The sequence below is a fragment of the Pseudomonas sp. FSL W5-0203 genome (assembly GCF_001896155.1).
In the GTDB taxonomy this organism is placed as follows: domain Bacteria; phylum Pseudomonadota; class Gammaproteobacteria; order Pseudomonadales; family Pseudomonadaceae; genus Aquipseudomonas; species Aquipseudomonas paracarnis.
Genome location: NZ_MPOR01000015.1, coordinates 22,673 through 38,738 on the forward strand (window position 1 = coordinate 22,673; position 16,066 = coordinate 38,738).

12 protein-coding genes, 1 tRNA gene and 1 pseudogene are annotated in these 16,066 nt (G+C 58.0%); 5 read left to right on the top strand and 9 right to left on the bottom strand.

Annotation, left to right across the window (positions count from 1 at the left end):
• Window positions 1-35 precede the first annotated feature (35 nt).
• Entirely contained in the window at window positions 36-2,372 is a 2,337-nt protein-coding gene (locus BOP96_RS15255) for a membrane-bound PQQ-dependent dehydrogenase, glucose/quinate/shikimate family (RefSeq protein WP_073453221.1), read from the bottom strand.
• A 92-nt stretch (window positions 2,373-2,464) separates the two neighbouring features.
• Between BOP96_RS15255 and BOP96_RS15260 the strand changes: the two genes are divergently transcribed.
• Together BOP96_RS15260 and BOP96_RS15265 are read left to right on the top strand one after the other, a co-directional pair.
• Window positions 2,465-3,370: a LysR family transcriptional regulator gene (locus BOP96_RS15260; RefSeq protein ID WP_014719245.1), complete on the top strand. Its 906-nt coding sequence runs from the start codon at window positions 2,465-2,467 to the stop codon at window positions 3,368-3,370.
• Between the two features lie 93 nt (window positions 3,371-3,463).
• Window positions 3,464-4,138 (top strand): MarC family NAAT transporter, encoded by a 675-nt coding sequence (locus BOP96_RS15265; RefSeq protein WP_014719246.1) that lies wholly within the window; start codon window positions 3,464-3,466, stop codon window positions 4,136-4,138.
• Window positions 4,139-4,329: 191 nt separating this feature from the next.
• Here the strand turns inward: BOP96_RS15265 and BOP96_RS15270 are convergent, their stop codons facing one another.
• Window positions 4,330-5,229, bottom strand: coding sequence for a LysR family transcriptional regulator (locus tag BOP96_RS15270; RefSeq protein ID WP_073453261.1), 900 nt, complete (start codon window positions 5,227-5,229; stop codon window positions 4,330-4,332).
• 183 nt (window positions 5,230-5,412) lie between these two features.
• On the opposite strand from BOP96_RS15270, the gene BOP96_RS15275 reads away from it, so the two are divergent.
• Window positions 5,413-6,423 (top strand): zinc-dependent alcohol dehydrogenase family protein, encoded by a 1,011-nt coding sequence (locus BOP96_RS15275; protein WP_014719248.1) that lies wholly within the window; start codon window positions 5,413-5,415, stop codon window positions 6,421-6,423.
• Here BOP96_RS15275 and BOP96_RS30885 read toward each other — a convergent pair.
• The 3 genes and pseudogenes from BOP96_RS30885 to BOP96_RS15285 form a co-directional block, all read right to left on the bottom strand.
• A pseudogene (locus BOP96_RS30885) lies at window positions 6,354-6,512 on the bottom strand (transposase domain-containing protein); the annotation flags it as partial. The gene BOP96_RS15275 and the pseudogene BOP96_RS30885 overlap by 70 nt on opposite strands.
• 89 nt (window positions 6,513-6,601) lie before the next feature.
• A tRNA-Asn gene (locus BOP96_RS15280) sits at window positions 6,602-6,677 on the bottom strand.
• A gap of 33 nt (window positions 6,678-6,710) precedes the next feature.
• Window positions 6,711-7,634: a LysR family transcriptional regulator gene (locus BOP96_RS15285; RefSeq protein ID WP_020302254.1), complete on the bottom strand. Its 924-nt coding sequence runs from the start codon at window positions 7,632-7,634 to the stop codon at window positions 6,711-6,713.
• A 100-nt stretch (window positions 7,635-7,734) separates the two neighbouring features.
• On the opposite strand from BOP96_RS15285, the gene lldD reads away from it, so the two are divergent.
• Window positions 7,735-8,865, top strand: a complete 1,131-nt coding sequence (gene lldD / locus BOP96_RS15290; RefSeq protein WP_034126164.1) for an FMN-dependent L-lactate dehydrogenase LldD — start codon at window positions 7,735-7,737, stop codon at window positions 8,863-8,865.
• A 413-nt stretch (window positions 8,866-9,278) separates the two neighbouring features.
• Window positions 9,279-10,205: a GGDEF domain-containing protein gene (locus BOP96_RS15295; protein ID WP_014719251.1), complete on the top strand. Its 927-nt coding sequence runs from the start codon at window positions 9,279-9,281 to the stop codon at window positions 10,203-10,205.
• 44 nt (window positions 10,206-10,249) lie between these two features.
• Here the strand turns inward: BOP96_RS15295 and BOP96_RS15300 are convergent, their stop codons facing one another.
• The 4 genes from BOP96_RS15300 to BOP96_RS15315 form a co-directional block, all read right to left on the bottom strand.
• Window positions 10,250-11,023, bottom strand: coding sequence for a TenA family transcriptional regulator (locus BOP96_RS15300; protein WP_178122936.1), 774 nt, complete (start codon window positions 11,021-11,023; stop codon window positions 10,250-10,252).
• Between the two features lie 78 nt (window positions 11,024-11,101).
• Window positions 11,102-13,564 carry an EAL domain-containing protein gene (locus BOP96_RS15305; RefSeq protein WP_073453223.1) on the bottom strand — a complete coding sequence of 821 codons (2,463 nt, stop codon included), beginning with the start codon at window positions 13,562-13,564 and terminating at the stop codon, window positions 11,102-11,104.
• A gap of 71 nt (window positions 13,565-13,635) precedes the next feature.
• Window positions 13,636-15,438: an ABC transporter ATP-binding protein gene (locus BOP96_RS15310; RefSeq protein ID WP_073453225.1), complete on the bottom strand. Its 1,803-nt coding sequence runs from the start codon at window positions 15,436-15,438 to the stop codon at window positions 13,636-13,638.
• On the bottom strand, window positions 15,431-16,066 hold the full coding sequence (locus tag BOP96_RS15315; protein ID WP_014719255.1) for a DsbA family protein: 636 nt from the start codon (window positions 16,064-16,066) through the stop codon (window positions 15,431-15,433). The genes BOP96_RS15310 and BOP96_RS15315 overlap by 8 nt, the downstream gene beginning before the upstream one ends.

Sequence of the window (16,066 nt, forward strand, 5' to 3'; positions counted from 1 at the left end):
AGGTAACGCCTTCTTTTGCTGTCGCTGCAGATGCTTCACGGTTGGGATGTCGGAAGGCTGAAGGCCATTACATAGTCACCGGTGTCGGGAGAATGCGCTGCCCCGCCTACGGAAATGACAACGTACTGTTTGCCCGTCGTCGGCGAGACGTAGGAGATCGGCGTGGCGCTGGCGCCGACCGGTAATTCATGTTCCCAGACGAGTTTGCCACTTTGCCCGTCGTATGCCCGGATGTAGTAGTCCTGATAACCGGCAAAGAATACTAGGCCGCCTGCCGTGGTCATCGTTCCTGCATAAGTTGGCATGCCCATGGGCATGGGCAGGTGTGATGCGATACCCAGTGGCCCCAATTGCTCTGTGGTGCCAGCCGGCACTTGCCAGGCCACCTTGTGCGTATTCAGATCGACCGCCGCGACGGTCCCATAGGGCGGCTGGTTGCACGGAACCCCTAGGGATGACATCCAGATATAAATGGCTTGACCGTAAGGTGTTTTCAACTGCGGTGACGGCCCATGTCCGCTCACCTCGATCTGGTGGGTTTTTGTCCAAGTATTGAATTCATCACGAGGCATCAGCCAAAAGATGTTCGGCACCCGGATATCGTTCATATAAGCCAGATGATTAACGGGGTCGTAGGAGACGCTACCCCAGTTGAATCCTCCGATATTGCCGGGCTGATCCAGCGCCTTGGTCAGACCGATCGGCGTGAAGTCGCCCTCGTAGCGCAGTTGCTTGAACATGATGCGGCACATGAGTTGGTCGAACATGGTTGCCCCCCACATCTTCTTCTCGGTGAGGTGTTCGGCACCGATAGTCGGCATCCCTACCGAATAAGGCTGTGTAGGCGAAAGCTTTTCTTCAGGTACCGCACCGGCCGTAGGCACGGGCTTTTCGACGACGTCCGCAATCGGCTCTCCGGTGGCGCGATTTAACAGGAAAAGCTGGCCACGCTTGGTGGTTTGCAATACCCCGGGGATGGTTCCGCCTTGGCCGTCAGGCAAATCGACCAGCGCGGGTTGAGAAGGCAAGTCGTAGTCCCAGATGTCGTGATGGACGGTCTGGAATTTCCATTTCGGGCGGCCCGTCATGATATCGAGGGCGACAAGGGAAGAGTTGTATTCATCCGAGTGCGGTGGTCGCTCCATGCCGAAAAAGTCCGGCGTGGCATTTCCCAGCGGCGCATAGATAAGACCCAACTGGTCGTCATAGGCAGCGGCGGTCCACATGTTGGGCGTGCCGGGCGTGTAGGTCTGCCCCGCCGGTGGCAAGCCGGTTATGTCCGGGTTGCCCAGGTCCCACGCCCATGCCAGTGCGCCGGTGCGGGCATCAAAGGCGCGGATCACGCCTGACGGCTCACCGCGGCTGTAGTTATCAACTACCCAGCCACTGATAATAATGTAGTCGCGCGCCACCAGCGGCGCGGAAGTCTGAAAGTAGAACCCAGGCTTAACGTCGCCCATGCCCTGCTTCAGGTCGACGACGCCGTCGCTGCCAAAACCTGGGCACTGCTTGCCGGTCTTGGCATCTAGTTCGATCAGGCGCGCATCGATGGTTGAATTGACGATTCGTTCCGCACAGACGCCATCAGCCGGCGCCTCCTTGAGCTTGTAGTAACCCAGGCCGCGGCAACGGTTCCAGATAGGAGATGCACTATGGGTATCGAATTTCCAACGTTCTACCCCCGTATCTGCATCGATAGCAGCAATGCGATCATCGGGTGTGCAAGTGAACAACGTATCTTCAATTTGCAATGGGGTGTTCGAATCCACGGCGCCCTTGTCCAACTGGATCTTCGCGCCGGTACGATACGTCCAGGCCACTTTCAGGTCCTGAACGTTGTCACGGTTGATCTGCGTAAAGGGCGCGTAGCGCGTACCCGCAGTGGTTCGGCCATATGCGGACCAATTTGAAGGCGTGGTGTTTGTGGCTGCTGCAGTAAAAGGTGTGCCCGAGACAGGCGAGACGACACCATGTGGAGTAAAGGCAAGCCCAAAGAACACAGCCGTCCCTAATAGCGCTAGTACACCCAGGCCGCGTATCCGACGCCGGGAGTCCGCAGGCGACCAAGTGGATAACAGGAGCAAGCCGATGCTCGCCAACGCTGCCGGTACGAGCAGGCGTGGAAACAGCGCCCAATAGAACGTGCCTGACTCCCAGAGCGCCCATGGAACACTCAGCACGGCAACCGCTACCAGCAGCCATACTCCACAAACTTGCCTACGCCAAAGCATGACGCCAGTGCTCAGATAAGCCCATCCGGCCAGCACGTAATAAAACGATCCGCCAAGGGTTAAGAGGTAAGCTCCACCTAACAATAGCCCCAGCCCCATCAAGGCAACTAGGCTGGCAAAAATACGATTTATCGAGGTCACAGTTGAACTCCTATACGCTAAATGGCTCTCAGACTTGGTGATGATAGTGTTAGTCTATTAATTTTAGCCATGCCATATGGAGCAACTATACATTGCATAAAAGCAACGCCATGTGGAGCGAATACCACACCTTCCTCGTTGCCGCGCAAACATTGAACTTCAGCCGTGCGGCTGAACGGCTTGGGCAGAACACTTCAAGCATCAGTCGCGCCGTGACCCGGCTGGAGGAGCACCTGGGTCTGCGCTTGTTCAATCGGATGCCCTCTATGCGATTGACGGACCCGGGCGAGCGGCTCTATAGCGAAATCGCGCCCTTGTTCGAAGGCCTTCAGGAGGTTGAAAGCGCGATCAAGTCGGATGATGGAAAAATTAGAGGACGTATCCGGGTCGTCGGATCGCCCGAGGTTGTGCACTGGTTTATCAACCCGGCTATCGCTCGAATGCTGGAAGAACAGCACGAAATTCATTTTGAAGTGGAGGCCAGCACACGCGTGCCAAACCCCATTGAAGAGCCAGTGGATGTCTACTTCAGTCATCGCCGCGCCGAAGTGATTAACAAGTCGCTGGTTGCTCGGCCAATCTGTTCAATGCCACAAGGGTTATTCGCTTCTCCCCTGTTACTGGCCGGCAGGAAACCTCCCCGTGTACCGGACGATCTCCTGCAATGGCCCTGCCTTGGGCGTCAGGGAGAACCCGAGTGGGAGCTCATCGACCCCCAAGGACATAAACACCTGATGCCGGTGCAAGCCATCCTGCTTGCCACACCGAACGATGCGCGCATGGATCTTACTCTGCGCGGACTTGGCATCGCGCAGTTCAATTTGCCCAGCGCCAATGAGGCCGTTGAGAGCGGAAAACTGGTACGTATTTTACCTGGCTATACCCTCCAGAACATGTCGCTGTATGCTTTTCTACTGTCACGACGCTTGATTCCGCAGGCGGTGCAGATCTTTCTGCGCTATACCACGGAAGAGGCAAAAAAATACTTTCCCGATTGAGTCCTGACTTGATATCGGTTCGTTAGGGCAGATGACGTACGACCTTAATAATCTTATAGCCTCCTATTCGTTGCATAACCGAGTAAAAACACTATGGGCAATTACTTTCATCATGTTCTTATTGGACTATTGGCCCTGCTTCCTATGGCCAATCCTCTAACTAGCATCTCCCTTTTACTAGGCCTTGGAGGAAAGCTGCCTACAGTAGAGCGTAACCGGCAAATCCTGAAGGCAAGCTTATATGTAGCTCTGATTATGTTTGTCAGCTTCTACGGAGGCAGCCTGGTAATGCAGGTATTCGGAATATCTGTCCCCGGCTTGAGAATAGCCGGAGGCCTGATCGTTACCTACATCGGTTTCGCCATGCTTTTTCCAGCAACGACACCTGACGAAACAGAGGTTCAGAAAGATTTCCTTTCAGAGAAAGAGAAATCAACCCCACATTTCCGCGATCTGTCATTTGTACCTTTAGCTCTTCCTGGTGCAGCAGGCCCCGGCACGATAGCGTTGCTTATCAGCTCCGCCTCTACCCTGCAGTCGACCTACCAGACCCTGCCACTCGTCATTCACCTTGCAGCCGCAACCGTATTCATCATTACTGCGCTTATTTTCTGGATAGCTTTACGATGTTCGGGGCGAATCATGAAAGTGCTTGGTGAGTCAGGAATCGATGCAATTTCCCGAGTCGTTGGTTTTCTACTGGTTTGTATGGGCGTTCAGTTCGTTATCAATGGTGGTTTTGAGTTAGCGTCTACACCTATGCACTGATCATAGTTCTCATAATAGTGAATTATTAAAGGCCGTTGATATTCCCGCGGCCACATTCGCTAGCACCAGGTGAATGGGTGTTCCTACGCCTATGGAGAACTGACGCCTTGCCGCCCTCAGGAAGCTAGGGGGCCAGACTCGGACCAAATCAACATTGGCCAGTTACGACTAGCCCCACTACAAAACAATGGTTAGTGCGCAGTGAACCAGCTAGGGTGTAGCACAGGAAAATGTTCCTTCAGCCAATCCACAAATGCCTCGACCTGAGGCGCAAGATGCGTTCTGCTTGGATAAAGCACGGAAACCAGGCGAGGCTTTGGACGAAATGCCTTGAGCACTTCGATCAGTTCTCCGCTTGCGAGGAATGTCTCAACGGCAATTCCAGGCGCTTGAACAATGCCGAAGCCTGCAACACCGCATTGAACGTAGGCATTCGACTCATTCACGGTGATTCCACGCCGAGGCGTATGTGGACGATCTTCGCCGTCTACCGAGAAGTGCCAAGGCAGCGGTCTGTTATTTTGACCGGAAAGGAAGCTGACACATTGGTGGTCTACTAGATCTTGTAGGGTTATGGGTGCACCGCAGGCTTGGAGATAACCTGCAGACGCACAGGTCACCATGGTGGCGGTGCCAATTTCTCTAGCCACCATGCTTGAATCCGGAAGTTCACCCATTCGCAATACACAGTCGATGCCCTCGGCTACGAGATCTACCGTACGGTCGGTCACGCCTAGCACAAGCTCGATGTCGGGAAATGCCTCGGTAAACCTCCTAAGGCTTTCCATGAAGCTGTGCTGGGAAAATGCAGTAGGGATGTCAATTCGAAGCCGCCCTCGCAACGTCGATCCACTACGGTCGAACATGGAAGTGGTTTCTGCGATGGTTGCTAAAATCTCTTTGACGCGATCGTAAAACCGCTCTCCCTCAGCAGTCAGTTTTACTTTACGCGTAGTGCGCTGGAACAGACGGACACCCAGCGAGGCTTCCAGATCCTGAATGGTGCGTGTGACGTGCGGTCGCCCGGCCTGCATTGCCTCAGCGACTTTGGTGAAGCTCCCCAACTCCGCTAGCTTGGCGAATACTTGCATCGACTGTAGAAGCTCCATAAGTCTCTTCTCGGGAAGCGTGTTAACGGGATGATTATTGCTGATCAGGATAACAATCCTGTTCGTTTCTGCACATTTATCTAGGGCCGCGAAACCTTAACAATGTCCTCAGCGTAAAGGAGGAGCTTTGCTCCCCTGCACATTCAAAATTGTTGGAGACAGAAAATGAAAGCGTGGCTTCTAAAAGATTTCGGCTTGGATAATCTCGTGCAGGGCGAAACGGAAACCCCCGTGCCCCGAGCGGGTGAGCTGCTGGTTAAAGTAGGCGCTGTATCACTCAATTTCCGGGACAAGGCCATCGTTGACGGCATCTATGAACCTCACATGGTGCCCAAGCCGCTGATCCCCGTCAGCGATGCGGCGGGAACTGTCGTGGCAGTAGGTGAAGGTGTCAGCCGCTTTGCTATCGGAGATCGGGTCAACTCACACCTCTACTCCCGTTGGTTGGACGGCATGCCTGGGCCAGATGAACCCAACTACTGCTTCGGCTCGCCATTGCCTGGTGGTCTGGCGCAATACATGATCATCCATGAAGACAGCGCGGTACGTGCCCCCGACAATATGTCTGATGAGGAAGCAGCGACCCTTCCAATTGCTGCTCTGACGGCGTGGTATGCGCTCGTCGACTATGGCCAGATAGAGGCCGGCCAAACCGTTTTGGTTCAGGGCTCTGGAGGTGTTTCTGTTTTTGCAGCACAAATTGCTACCGCTTTGGGAGCCAAGGTTATCGTCACCTCCAGCCGTGATGACAATCTGGAAGCTGTAAAAAAACTGGGCGCGGTTGCGGGTGTGAATTATCGCACCACCCCTGAGTGGGCAGAGGAAGTTCTGAAGCTCACTGACGGCAAGGGAGTGGATCTGCTGCTGGATGTGGCGGGCGGGGACGGCATCAACCAATCGATTGCTGCGACAAAGGCAGGTGGACGTATTGCACAGATCGGCTTTCTGACAGGCCAGACCTCCGCCTTGAACCTGATGCCTATGATTTTCCGGCAAACAACGATTCGCGGCATAGCCGTTGCTCCACGCTCGTCATTTGACCGAATGAACGAATTCTTGAACGAGCACAAGATTCGCCCGGTAATCGACCACGTGTATCCATTTGATCAAGCACGCGAAGCGTACGAACATCTGGCCAGAGGCGCCTTTGGTAAGGTAGTAATCAAAATCGCGTAGGACCAAGCCGCTTCAATCTCACTCGCCCGCTGCAACGGCAGGCGCGTGAGCACGGCCTTCAAATAAGCATGCGGATCATGCCCGCTGATGGCGCCATACGAAGCGCGCTAAGCGTCTGGATTGCCGGGTCAAATTCAAGGCAAAAAAAAGCCTGCATCTCTGCAGGCTTTTCTCTATCTGGCTCCACGACCTGGACTCGAACCAGGGACCCAATGATTAACAGTCATTTGCTCTACCAACTGAGCTATCGCGGAATGCGCCGTATGTTACTGATTAAAAAGAAGAAGTCAAGCGCCATCAGAAATTTTCCGCAAATTCCCCCCCTGTTCGCTTGAATACGACGGTTCCCTGGCCAGTTCCAACCAGGCCCGCGCTGCCGGTGGCAGGTGGGCGCTGGCGCGCCAGGCCAGGGCGATGTGCCAATCGGTGTGGGGCTCGTCCAGGGGGATCAAGGCGATGCCGGGGTGTTGGTGTTTGTGCGCCAGCATCCGGGGCAGGAAGGCGACGCCCAGCCCGGCGGTGACCAGGTCGACGATAAAGTCTATTTGCCCACTGCGAGCGGTGACTTTAGGTGTCACGCCTTTACGTTCGCAGGCGCTGAGGATCTTGGCGTTGAGGGCAAAGCCGGCTTCGAACAGGATGAACGGCGAGTCGGCCAGGTCGGTGAAGTCGATGCGCTTGCGCCGGGCCAATGGGTGGCCCATGGGCAACACGGCGATCAATGGCTCGTTGCGCACCGGTTGGTAGTCGAAGCCTTCATCAACCGGTAGCAGCAAGGCGGCGAGGTCAACCTCCCCCGCTTCCAGGCATTCGCGCAGCCTTTTACTGCCGTATTCGGTCAGTTCGATGTCGATGCCCGGGTAGCGGCTGCGGTAAGTGGCAAACATGGCCGCGAACAGCACGCCGCACCCTACCGGCGGCAGACCGATGCGCAGCACGCCGCGCTTGAGACCGCGCAGGTCGTTGATTTCAGCCATCAGGTCGGTGCGTTCGGCGAGCATTACCAAGGCGCGGCGGTAGGCAATTTCGCCGGCGGCGGTGAGTTCGTTCTTGTGGCCAAGGCGATTGAGCAGCGGCATGCCTAATTCGTCCTCAAGGGTCTTGACCGCTTTGCTGACGGTGGACTGGGTCAGGGCAACCACTTCGGCCGCCTGGGAGAACCCACCCTGGCGCACCACTTCGACAAACGCACGCAGTGTTCGTAGGTTCATCAGTATTCCTATAACGACTGGATAGCAGTGATAAAAGTTGTTTTCATCATGGCATAACTTTGCTTAGGGTGTAGCACTTTGCCCTGTGGAGACACCGTCGATGATCATCTCGTCCGCTTCCGACTACCGCGCTGCGGCCAAGCGCAAGTTGCCGCGCTTTCTGTTCGATTACATCGACGGCGGCGCTTACGCTGAGCACACGTTGCGCGCCAACAGTTCGGACCTGGCCGAGATCAGCCTGCGTCAACGCATCCTGCGCAATGTCGACGACCTGAGTCTTACCACCCAGCTGTTCGGCACCGAACTGGCGATGCCGGTGATCCTCAGCCCCGTCGGGCTGACCGGCATGTATGCGCGACGCGGTGAAGTGCAAGCAGCCAAGGCGGCGGCCAACAAAAACATCCCTTTTTGCCTGTCGACAGTGTCGGTGTGTTCGATTGAGGAAGTGGCCTCGCAAAGCCCGCAGTCGATCTGGTTCCAGCTGTATGTGCTCAAGGATCGCGGCTTCATGCGCAACGCCCTGGAGCGGGCGCAGGCCGCCGGGGTGACAACGCTGGTGTTCACCGTTGACATGCCGACACCGGGCGCACGCTACCGTGACGCTCACTCCGGTATGTCCGGCCCCTACGCGGCGCAGCGGCGCATGTTGCAGGCAGTGACCAAGCCGCAATGGGCCTTCGATGTGGGCTTGATGGGCCGCCCCCACGACCTGGGCAATATCTCCAAATACCTGGGCAAACCCACCCACCTGGAGGACTACATTGGCTGGCTGGCCAACAACTTCGACCCGTCGATCAGTTGGAAAGACCTGGAATGGATCCGCGAATTCTGGAAAGGCCCGATGATCATCAAGGGCATCCTCGACCCGCAGGACGCCAAGGACGCGGTGAGTTTCGGGGCCGACGGCATCGTGGTCTCCAACCATGGCGGCCGCCAGCTCGACGGGGTGCTCTCCACGGCCAAGGCGTTGCCGCCGATTGCCGAAGCGGTAGGCGATGACCTGACCGTGCTGGTGGACTCGGGCATTCGCTCCGGGCTCGACGTGGTGCGCATGCTAGCCCTGGGTGCCAAGGCGTGCCTGCTAGGGCGTGCCACCGCCTATGCGCTGGCCGCCGAGGGCCAGCATGGGGTAGAGAACCTGCTGGACATCTTCGCCAAGGAAATGCGCGTGGCCATGACCCTGACCGGGGTCACCTCCATCGCGCAGATCGACCGTACCACCTTGGTCTAGTAGTGATGAGGGATGGTGTACGTTGTGTGCGGATAACCGAAGCGTTGTTTATTTGCGACAAACAACTCGCCCCACCGAAACAGTAAGGTTAACCGGGCCGGCAGTAATGCCGGCCCCAATCAGCCAAATAACTGGCGCCATGCTTTAACAGACTTTTCTTACTTAAAAATTAGTTAATTGATTTATAAGGATTTTTACCAACCAAATACACTTGGCATGAATCTCGCTCCGGTACTGTTCAAGCAGGTTCGGCGATGACAAGACGTGCGGCAGTGCCCCGGGGTTATAACCCAAAGAAAAGCGGTTTAAACTGTTTCCAATGTTTTACGGAACTGAAGGATCAGTAAGACGCTTGGCACTCGCCACTCTCATCCCGCCTGTAAGACAGCCCAGTGCTTAGAGGCCACCCGCTTATGAAAACCCCCACCCAGACCAACGCAATTGACTTTGACAGTGCCAAATTGCAACGCCTGGGATTTGGCCAGCCATCCTTACGCCCACGTCGCCCCGCCACCCTTGCCGAACTTCGCCAGCAACTGAACCAGCAGTTGCAGACCAGCCTGGAGCCGGAGCGCATCCTGGGCCTGTTCTTTCGTGAGGTTCAGCGCCTGGTGCCGCTGGACGCGTTGCAATACCGTCACGCCGCCAGCGACCTGCGCCTGGAGTTTGGCCACCGGGGTCATCACTCCGTCAGCTACACCCTGAGCCATGAAGGCGAGCATCTGGGGGAACTGGTCTTTCGTCGCAACCAGCGGTTGCTTGAAGAAGAACTGAGCCAGCTCGAACTCCTGCTGGTGACCTTGCTTTATCCGATGCGCAACGCCCTGCTCTACCGCGCCGCCACCCGCAGCGCCCTGCGTGACCCGTTGACCGAAACCGGCAACCGTGTGGCCATGGACCAGACGCTGCAGAGAGAAATCGACATGGCACGCCGGCATTTGCACCCGCTGTCGTTGTTGATGCTGGACATCGACCACTTCAAGAAAATCAACGACACCCATGGGCATGCCGCGGGCGACAGCGTGCTGCGCGCCGTGGCCGGAGCGATCAAACGCCAGCTGCGCAACGTGGACATGGTGTTCCGGTTTGGCGGGGAGGAGTTTTTGATCCTGCTGTCCAACACCGGTCGCGATGCCGCGAGGATGGTGGGAGAGCGCCTTCGCCAGGCGGCACAAGCCCAGGACTACTGGGTGGAGGGCACGCGAATAGAACTGACCGTGAGCCTCGGCTGCTCGACGCTGCTGGCGGCCGAGTCGGCTGAAAGCCTGCTGCGTCGGGCCGACAATGCGTTGTATGTGGCCAAGCGCGAAGGTCGTAACCGCTTGGCGATGGCGGGGTAAAGTCAATTGTGGCGAGGGAGATTGCTCCCTCGCCACAGTTACCGCTACGCCTCGCTGGCGATGCGCACAGGGCGCTCGCGAACGGCTGGCGCCTTGTCTTTCTCTGTATGCTCTAGACGCATGCAGCTTTCCAGGAACAAGTGCATGTAGTCGTAGCTCTTGCATACCGCCTGGCGCAACTCTTCCTGCAGGGCCTTGCTCGGGTTGGTCCCGGCCAGCGTGCAGATGATTTCCAGGGCTTCCCAAGGGTGGGCGTCATCGTACTGGGCGTGCATCTTCAGCCACTTCATCGCCCGCTTGCGATCTTCCTCAGGGAAGGCGGCAGCATACACACCGGTAGAGCAGACCACGGCGGACCACTCCCCCGTCGCCCCCTCGATCGCGTAGTTGGTGGCGGCAATCGCGACGATCAACGCATCCGCCGAGCTGGTGTGCCAGCACCAATGACTCAGGGCGTGCAACTCAGGCGGCACCTCCTGCGCTTGCAGTTCTTCAAGGCTGACGCCGTGAGCCCGCGCCCAATTGACCCAATAGTCGGCATGGTTGAGCTCAACGCGGATATTGCGCATGAGCCAACGGCGCGCCATATCCTCCCCAGGATGACGGGCAAACTTGGTCTTGGTCAGGTTCTGCGCCATGTACAAGGCAAACTGTTCCACCACCGGCCAACCACCAATCAGGTAGTGGCGCATGGTCTTGGCGCTGAGGGCGTTGTCACGCATGCGCTGATACAGTTCGTGCTCGACAACCCGACGCTTGCTCTCGCTACAGTCCTGGATCAATTGCTGCGCCCAGGCGGGGTAACTGGAGGCTTCCATAAGCGGGCCGGTTCTGTTGAATGTGTCGATCACTGTGGGGCTCCTTTTCAAGTGTGATTGTACAGACCAGCAAATGTTTCAGCGGAAAGTGCCGGGCGCCTTGAATAACAGTGGCTGCGGCCGCTCAGGTCGGCACTGCAAGCTATCAAAGGTAAACAATTGCGGGCGTTCAATCAGGTAGCCCTGAGCGTAATCCACACCTATCTCAAGTAAAGCCTGTTCGATCCGGGGTGTTTCAACAAACTCGGCAATCGTGCGCTTACCCATGACGTGGCCGATGTGGTTGATCACTTCGACCATGGCGCGGTTAATCGGGTCGTCCAGCATATCCTTTACGAAACTTCCATCGATCTTCAGGAAGTCTACAGGTAAATGTTTCAAATATGCGAATGAGGACATTCCGGCGCAAAAATCATCGAGTGAGAAATGGCACCCTAACGCTTTGAGTTCATTAATAAACCGAATCGCGCTGCCCAAATTGGCTATAGCGCTGGTTTCAGTTATTTCAAAACAAATCATTTCCGGTGGAATGTTGTAAGTATCGAATTTCTGACGCAAAAAACCTAAAAAGTCATCATCGCCAATGGTTATGCCTGACAGATTAATCGCACACATGGCCATGGGGCGGCCCGGGCGCTCATGCATGCAACGGGCGATAATCTTGAATACGTTTTCCACTACCCAACGATCCAGGGACGTCATCAACCCGTAGCGTTCGGCCGCCGGAATAAAACTGTTGGGCAAAATGATCCGCCCCGCTTCGTCATGCAGGCGCAGGAGAATTTCGATGTGCCCACTGCCGGCGTCGGTAGGGCCCAAAGGCGCAATTTCCTGGGCGTAAAGGCAAAAGCGGTCTTCCTCAAGCGCAATATGCAGCCGCTGTACCCAGGCCATCTCGCCAAACCGCAGAGACAACTCCGAGTCGTCGACATGGTAGACCTGCACCCGGTTGCGCCCCTTTTCCTTGGCCATGTAGCACGCCATGTCGGCGGCACGCAGGGAGGTTTCCAGGGTGGTCGGGGTTTGCGAGATATGCACCAGGCCGATGCTGACGGTGGTCATGAAGGGCCGACCCTTCCACACGAAGTGCAAGCTCTGCACAGTGTGGCGCAGGCTCTCGGCGATTTTTTCCGCCACCGGCGCCGGGCAGTTCTCCAGCAGGATACCAAACTCGTCGCCGCCCAACCGAGCCAGGGTGTCGCCCTCGCGCAGGTCCGACTGCAGCAACGCGCAGATGTGGCGCAGCAGTTCATCGCCCGCGGCATGGCCACAGGTGTCATTGACCAGCTTGAACTGGTCGAGGTCGAGGAACATCAAGGCATGTCGCCCACTTTGCTGGCGCGCGACCTGTTGCAGCACCTGTTCAAGGCGGAACTCGAACTCGCGACGGTTAGCCAAGCCAGTCAACGCGTCGTGGGTGGCCTGCCAGGAAAGGTTGGCGATGTACTGGCGTTCCTGGGTCATGTCATGCAGCACCAGGACCGCACCGCTGACCTTGCCGGCACTGCGGATCGGCGCGCCCACCAGGGTGACCGAGACGGTGCTGCCGTCCAGGCGCTGGATCAGCTTGGAATGCTCGCTGCCGCCGCTGAACTGGCCTTTGACGATGTGTTCAATCAGTGTGAAACCGTCGGGCTCGGCGTTTTCATTCAAAAGCTTGAACAGCGCCGCCAGCGGCAGGCCCTGGGCTTGCTCCGAGCGCCAGTGGGTCAACGCTTCGGCTGCAGGGTTCATATAGGCAATGGCCCCGTCGACGTCGGTGGTAATCACCCCGTCGCCAATCGACTCCAATGTGATCTGCGCCCGCTCCTTCTCCGCTTGCAGCGCATCGGCAAAGGCATGACGCTGGGCCAGCAACTTGTGGGTGCGCAGCAGCGCCAACACGATCAGGCCCAAGGCAGTCGCCAGGTTGGTGATCAACAACAGGCGCAGGATCATCCGCGAACCTTCGCCCAGGGCATCGCTGAACGCCTTGGCAGCGGGCGTCACCCCTTCATTGATGGCCGTGATGCGCGCCTTCCAATGATGGACATCGTCACTGCTGACGTAGCCGGAGGTAATGGCGCCGTGCATCTCCTGAGCCAGCTCATCGAGCTGCACGAGGTAGCCGTCGCCCACCGTCCACAGCTCAATGGCTTTTTCCAGGTAGCTGAAATGACGGAAGTTGAGGTATAGCCAGATCAGGCTGGAAACGTCGTCCGGATGATTACCGCCCTTGAGAATGCCCAAGCGGGCCGCGTCCGTATCGGGGGTGGGACGGTCCAGGGCAATGCGCAATTCATGCCCACCCTGGGGCACGGCAATGGCCTGCTGGTATTTGAGGTAGGTGGCGTCGTTGCGGTTATCGGCGTAAAGGGTCAGGTAGTAGATGGCATCCTTCTGGCCCTTGGACCACAGACTTTCGCCCGCCACATAGCCCCGCACTGCCGAAAGCACGTAGAGACTGACGCAGCCTAACAATGCCTGGAACAACACGACGGCGATAAAGGGCCAGACAATACCCAGCAGGCGTGGCGTTCCGAGAGTCCGCTTTTGCTTCATGAAGTCCCTTACACATGCACAGCTTGATACGCACGCGAAAATCCGCTCCCGATAGCACAGCCTAAGCTAAATCAACGCACTTGTTGCAAGTGTCCGTACAGTTTGGCGTACAGCCCGCCATCGGCAATCAACTGCTGATGGTCGCCGTCCTCGGCGATGTGCCCGCCATCGAACACCAGCACTCGGTCAGCCTGCTTCACCGCAGACAGCCGGTGGGCGATGATCAGTGTAGTACGCCCGCTGAGAAACCGCGCCAGTGCCTGGTGCAGGTTGTACTCGGTCGCCGCGTCCAATGCGGAGGTGGCCTCGTCCAGAATCACCACTTTAGGCTCGGCGAGCACCATGCGGGCAATGGCCAGGCGTTGCCGCTGGCCACCGGAAAAGCGCACGCCCGAACGCCCGACCACGCTGTCCAGGCCCAAGGGCAATGCCTTGACAGTAGCATCCAGTTGGGCGATTTCCAGCGCCTGCCAGCAGGCTTGATCGGTGCGGGTGCGGCCCATGGTCAGGTTGGCGCGCACGGTATCGTTGAACAGCGCAGGATGTTGCAGCACCACCGCGACGTTTTCGCGGATGGTCTCCAGGCCGATCTCCTGCTGGGTGGCAGTGCCAAAACGAATGCTGCCGGCCTGCGGCGTGTAGAGCCCCAGCAACAGTTGCACCAGGGTGCTTTTACCGCCGCCGCTGGCGCCGACAATTGCCACCTTTTCACCCGGTGCGATGGCCAGGTTCAACTGGTTGAGTACCAGCTCTTCGCCGTAGCCGAAGTCGAGGCCACGCACTTCGATGCCGACCGTCTCGCGCCCGCTGAACGGGTCTGCGCCGCCTGGGTATTGCGGCTCATCGGCACGCGCCAGCAGCTCGTTGATGCGCGACAGCGCGCCGCCTGCCGCGTAATAGGCGTATTGCAGGTTCAGCAATTGTTCCACCGGGCCAATCATGAACCACAGGTAACTGAACACCGCGAGCATCTGGCCGATGGACAGGTCGGAAAACAGCACGGTGAGCATGGCCGCGGCGCGGAAGATGTCGATACCGAACTGGAACAGCAAGCCACTGGCGCGGCTCGACGCGTCGGTTTTCCATTGGTAATGAATGGCGTAGTCACGCACTTCCTGGGCACGCTGGCCCAGCCGCCCGAGGAAAAAGCCCTGGCGGTTGCCAGCACGTACTTCCTGTATGGCATCGAGGGTTTCGGTCAGCGCCTGGGTAAAGCGTGAAGTACTGTCGTTTTCCAGCTTCTTGAGGTGCTTGACGCGCTTGCCCAACTGCACCGTGGCGTAGATCACCAATGGGTTGAACAACAGGATCAACAACGCCAGTTGCCAATGCATCCACACCAGGATCGCCGAGGTGCCGACCAGGGTCAGCATCGCCACCAGGAAGCGGCTGAGGGTTTCGCCGACGAATTTGTCCAGGGTGTCCAGGTCGGTCACCAAGTGGGTGGTGACCGTACCGCTGCCCAGGCTTTCGTACTCACCCAGGGAGATGCGCTTGAGACGCTCGATCAGGCGCACGCGGATGCGGTACACGATGTCCTTGGCCAAGCGCGCAAACAGCCGCGCCTGCACCACGTTGAACACCAACGCGCCGCAACGCAGGGCCAGGGTGACCAAGAGCATCAGGCCGATATAGCCAGCCGCTTTTTGCCAGCCCAGGGGCAACGCGTGGTTCATCACCTTGAGGGCCGCATCGCCATGGCCCAGTAGCACTTCGTCGACCAGCAACGGCAACAACAGTGGGATAGGCACGCTGCACAGGGTGGCGAGCACGGCGACGCCGTTGGCGACCCACAGGGATTTTTTGTGACGCAGGGCCAGGCGGCGAATTTCCGCCCAGGTCAGGCGGTCGGTGCGTGGAGGCTGTTCATACACAGGCAGCTCGCTCCAACCATCGAGCGAGTAACGGCGACAGCTCGGACAGCGGCTGGTAACCATTGGTCAGCAAAGCCAACTGGCCGTTGCGCTCGGCCAGCAGGGTCGGAAACCCGGCAATGCCCAGGTCCTGCACCCAGGTGAAATCGGCCGCCGTGGCCGCGTGCTGATCGGCACGGTCGAACTCGCCGGCAAACTCGATACGTGGAATACCGGCCTGTTCGGCCAGCTCCACCAGCACAGGGGCGAGCGTCACGTCCCGGCCTTCGACATAGAACGCGCGCTGGATCAGCCCCAGCAGCGTCCAGGCGCAATCCGGCGCCAGGCTGCGTGCGGTGACGATAGCGCGGCACGCAGGCTCGGTGTCGTAGACAAACCCGTCGGGCAATGCGCCTTCTCGCTTGAACGGCTGGCCGGTGGCGTCGGTGACGGCCTGCCAGTGTTCAAGGATGTAGCGCCGGGTCGTCGGCTCCAGCGCCGCGCCGCTGCCGGTGCGCAAGCCGCCCACCACCAGGTGCACGTCCACGCCGGCCGCCTGGGCCTGCTCCACCAGCGCTTGTGCCACCGGGGCAAAGCCCCAGCACCAGGAACACATCGGGTCCATTACATAGAGCAGGCGCGCAGACAT

What these genes read in the sequence shown, in the direction of transcription:
- BOP96_RS15275 (WP_014719248.1), top strand. Translation starts at nt 5,413, where the DNA reads ATGAAAGCGTGGCTTCTAAAAGATTTCGGCTTGGATAATCTCGTGCAG.
- BOP96_RS15265 (WP_014719246.1), top strand. Translation starts at nt 3,464, where the DNA reads ATGGGCAATTACTTTCATCATGTTCTTATTGGACTATTGGCCCTGCTT.
- BOP96_RS15305 (WP_073453223.1), bottom strand. Translation starts at nt 13,564, where the DNA reads ATGAAGCAAAAGCGGACTCTCGGAACGCCACGCCTGCTGGGTATTGTC.
- BOP96_RS15285 (WP_020302254.1), bottom strand. Translation starts at nt 7,634, where the DNA reads ATGAACCTACGAACACTGCGTGCGTTTGTCGAAGTGGTGCGCCAGGGT.
- BOP96_RS15295 (WP_014719251.1), top strand. Translation starts at nt 9,279, where the DNA reads ATGAAAACCCCCACCCAGACCAACGCAATTGACTTTGACAGTGCCAAA.
- lldD (WP_034126164.1), top strand. Translation starts at nt 7,735, where the DNA reads ATGATCATCTCGTCCGCTTCCGACTACCGCGCTGCGGCCAAGCGCAAG.
- BOP96_RS15270 (WP_073453261.1), bottom strand. Translation starts at nt 5,229, where the DNA reads ATGCAAGTATTCGCCAAGCTAGCGGAGTTGGGGAGCTTCACCAAAGTC.
- BOP96_RS15300 (WP_178122936.1), bottom strand. Translation starts at nt 11,023, where the DNA reads ATGGAAGCCTCCAGTTACCCCGCCTGGGCGCAGCAATTGATCCAGGAC.
- BOP96_RS15315 (WP_014719255.1), bottom strand. Translation starts at nt 16,066, where the DNA reads ATGTCTGCGCGCCTGCTCTATGTAATGGACCCGATGTGTTCCTGGTGC.